This window comes from Acinetobacter sp. YH12235, assembly GCF_013417705.1.
GTDB lineage: Bacteria > Pseudomonadota > Gammaproteobacteria > Pseudomonadales > Moraxellaceae > Acinetobacter.
This window is the reverse complement of the sequence record NZ_VPDL01000053.1, coordinates 1-3,859: the sequence shown is the minus strand read 5'-3', so window position 1 is coordinate 3,859 and position 3,859 is coordinate 1. Positions and strand designations below refer to the sequence as shown.

The window sequence follows — 3,859 nt, the reverse complement described above, 5'->3', positions numbered from 1 at the left end:
GGCATGTTCCGCGTCCTTGCAATACTGTGTTTACATACAGTCTATCGCTTAGCGGAAAGTTCTTTTACCCTCAGCCGAAATGCCTGCCGTTGCTAGACATTGCCAGCCAGTGCCCGTCACTCCCACTCAATAGTTGCCGGCGGCTTTGAGGAAACATCGTAGGTTACCCGCGAAATACCGGGAATCTCATTAATGATGCGGCTAGAAACCGTTTCTAAAAACTCATACGGCAAGTGTGCCCAGCGCGCTGTCATAAAATCGATAGTTTCTACTGCGCGCAATGCCACCACATACTCATAGCGGCGGGCATCGCCCACTACGCCAACCGACTTCACTGGCAAGAATACAGCGAAGGCTTGGCTGGTTTTGTGATACAGGTCAGCGGCATACAGCTCTTCGATAAAGATGGCATCAGCCAAGCGCAACCTGTCGGCATATTCTTTTTTTACTTCGCCAAGAATACGCACACCCAAGCCAGGGCCAGGGAAGGGATGACGGTAAACCATGTCGTAGGGCAGACCTAACTCCATACCGATCTTGCGCACCTCATCTTTAAACAGCTCGCGCAGCGGCTCCACCAGCTTGAGCGTCATAACACATTGATATTAGCTTCAATCTCTAAACCGTTGATTTGGAAATACATAATACCCTATTTGTTCATTCTTTTGTTATTTGTTGTATGTTGCGTTATTCCATCAATAATTTTATTCCAATCTTCGAAATGTAGTTCGTGTCCGGTTCCATCAAGCGTTATTAGTTTTGAGCCGTTTATCTTTTCAAGTAAAACTGCTGAATTCTTAAAATGCCATATTTTATCGTCCGTTCCGTGTACAATTAAGGTTGGTTGATTGATTTCGCTCAATCTGTTCCAGTATTCTTCACCACCTTGCAGTGCCGCATGATTGAACATACTTATATAGTTATTAGCTCTTTTAAATTCGGCTCTAATCAGTTTTTCACTTCTTTGTTTGTCAAATTGTTTCCTGCCGCTCATCAATTCAGCACCTTGAATTAAATAATTTGCCACACTGTCTTCATTTGTCCAATCTACGGTTTCAGCTTTTCCGTGAAAATCTAAAATACGCGTATCCATTTCAGGAATTGTGGGGTCTGAGTCGCCCCAAGGACCTGATGAGATTAGTGTTATTGAACTTACCCTGTCGGCATATTTTATTGATGCTATTTGAGAAATCAGTCCGCCCAGTGAAATTCCCACAAAATTGGCTTTGACTATTTTATAGCCGTCCAAAATTGAAATAGCATCATGGGTTAAGTCAACAATATCATAGGGGGTTGAACCCGGTTCGTAATTAGTAGATTTTCCTACGTCCCTATTGTCGTAGCGAATAACAAAAAATCCCTTTTCAGATAGTTTCTGGCAAAATTCAGCATCCCAATACAACATGGATACCGTTGCTCCCGCAATCAAGAGTATTGCCGGATCTTTTTCACATCCAAAACTTTCGGTAAAAAGTCTTATTCCGTTTTTTTTAACTATTTTCTCTTTCATTTCCTCGCCTTTCTGTTTTATAGATTCATTAGTTTTTGGAAAGAAAAGTCGAGGCTGAACATTTCCGTTTCGTTTATTATTGATTCTGCCTGTGCTTCTCTTCCATAAGCAAACATTTGCTGTTCATAATTTTCAATAGCCTCTTCAATGCTGTTAAATTTCCCATTGGTCAGATTATCCGACAATATCAAGGCATCCATCAACCCACTGTTTACGCCTTGTCCTGCAAAAGGAGGCATCAAATGAGCAGCATCTCCAATCATCGTTATGGGTAATGGACGCTTACTTTTCCAAGACTTATCTAAGGGAAATATTCGTGTCGCTAACCCTACAAAAGATGATGTCAAACGAATCAGTTCTTTGTAGCGTTCGTCCCAATCGGAAAATTTTTTCAGGAGAAAATCAACGACACTATTTCTGTCTTGAAAATCTACCCGCGTTTTGCTTTTCCATTCATCAGGTGTTTTAAAACTTATTCCAAAATGCAATGCACCATTATTATTAGGATTCGCAAATAATAAATTACCTTGATGAGCAGCCATTAGCCGGTTTCCATTGCAAAGCTGAAAAAATCCAGGACAGTTCACCTCCGGTTGATGAATATCGGCTTGTATATTGAAAGTACCTGTTTCTTCAACTTCCGTGTCGGTAACAAATTTTCTTACTTTAGACATTCCACCATTGGCAATAATAACCAGATCTGCTGTTTCACTCGATTTATCCTCAAAAGTTAGTATCCACTTCTCCTTATCAGGTTCAAGGGTAACAAGTTTTCTATCCCAAATGACGGTATCATTTTGTAAACTATTTAATAGGATAGTCCTTAAGTCATTTCTGTTTATTTCAGGATTGTCAAAACGATTTTCGGGTCTTACATTTTTTGTGGTTAAAATATTGCCCTTTTCATCAACAATATTTACACCCATTGGTAAAGCTAAGTCATAATAAGTTTGTAACAATCCCGCTCTTTTCATTGCTTCCTGTCCCGAATCCCTGTGCAGATCAAGTGTCCCACCAAAAATCCTTGCATCTTGGTCTTTGTCTCTCTCGTAAACTGTAATGTCCACGCCGTTTTGCTGTAACAATCTCGCCATTGTTAATCCAACAGGCCCGGCACCAATTATTGTAATTTTTTTATGTTTTAGTAAAGTCATATTCTTGTTCGCTGGTTTTAATGTCAACTAATGTCTGTCAATTTAATCACTTTGTTTTTTTTAAATTCAAACACGGATTTTCCTGATAACTTTAGCTTTTGCCCTTTTTTTAAGCCGTTCGGAAAGTCAATTGCTAAAATTGCTGTATAATCAATTTCTATTTCAGTGCTGTTGTCAAAATGCCTAAACGATTTAACTGTCTGTGTTCTCTTTGCAAAGTATGTTTTTGCTGTTTCTGCCTGTTGTTTAAACGCTGTTAACCCTTTCAGCGATAAACTTATATCATTATTTTGAATGTTTTCAAAAACAATATTATCGTCAAGGTCTGCAACCATTTTTTTGATATCAAATTGGTTGTATCCATCGATGTAGTTATTGATGATGTTTACTCTGTCGGTCATATTTTGTAATTATTTATCGGTTACATATTGGTGTTGTCTGTAGGTTGTTCTACGATAATTGCCAACTTTTAACTTCTATACGAAGGAACATGTTGGGATACTTGAACTTTCGATTTAGCGCCAACACGAGCAAACCGAAGTTAGCACCTACTCTCTATTCAGCATATTTTTTAAAAATACTTGTGGCAATGTGTCCGCCAAAACCAAAAGTATTACTCATTGCGTAATTCACTTGCCGTTGTTGTGATTGGTGTAACGTCAAGTTAAATATATCCCTATATTCAGGTTCAATATCTACCGAATTGATTGTTGGCGGAACAATGTTATTCTGAACAACGTATAGGAAGAATAAACGCCCTTTTCACCCAAGTCCAACAGCTTTGGACCGCAGTTGACTCTTTCGACACCCCTGCGATGCAACCCAATCCGGCTGACGGGGAGCCAGCAACGCTGAAAATTTACCCTCCTCTTTCCCACTAGCGGCTCCTTTTCCGACAACCAGCACGGCGGATCCCTGCCGCGGCGCTGTGAACGCAGCATTTTGATTGGTATCGTTGGCCTTCAGGCTCGTCAGTCAAACAGACCCAGGAGCAGCTCAGCCGGTGGCGCCCGGCTTTCGGGTAACGCCCTGGTCCCGCTGGTTTCGGCTTTGTGCTTCAGGTGATCAAGGATCTGCTTGATCACTATAGGGTCTTCAATGCAGGCGATGACTTTCATGGCGCCGCCGCAGCCGCTGCAGGTCTCGATGTCGATATTGAAAACACGCTTGAGCCGTTGCGCCCATGTCATCGACG

At 41.1% G+C, this 3,859-nt stretch carries 3 protein-coding genes and 2 pseudogenes; all 5 read right to left on the bottom strand.

The window, feature by feature from the left end:
- Nucleotides 1-116 precede the first annotated feature (116 nt).
- Nucleotides 117-593, bottom strand: a pseudogene (locus FTV13_RS15370) (GMP synthase (glutamine-hydrolyzing)); the annotation flags it as partial.
- Between the two features lie 56 nt (nucleotides 594-649).
- Complete coding sequence (gene estT / locus FTV13_RS15365; protein WP_077782102.1) at nucleotides 650-1,510, bottom strand: macrolide hydrolase EstT; 861 nt, start codon at nucleotides 1,508-1,510, stop codon at nucleotides 650-652.
- 17 nt (nucleotides 1,511-1,527) lie between these two features.
- Nucleotides 1,528-2,664 carry a tetracycline-inactivating monooxygenase Tet(X) gene (gene tet(X), locus FTV13_RS15360; RefSeq protein ID WP_044502094.1) on the bottom strand — a complete coding sequence of 379 codons (1,137 nt, stop codon included), beginning with the start codon at nucleotides 2,662-2,664 and terminating at the stop codon, nucleotides 1,528-1,530.
- Between the two features lie 23 nt (nucleotides 2,665-2,687).
- The gene (locus FTV13_RS15355; protein WP_044502095.1) at nucleotides 2,688-3,065 is read right to left on the bottom strand and encodes a hypothetical protein; all 378 of its coding nucleotides are present in this window, start codon (nucleotides 3,063-3,065) and stop codon (nucleotides 2,688-2,690) included.
- 570 nt (nucleotides 3,066-3,635) lie between these two features.
- Nucleotides 3,636-3,859 (bottom strand): annotated as a pseudogene (locus FTV13_RS15345) (IS91 family transposase); the annotation flags it as partial.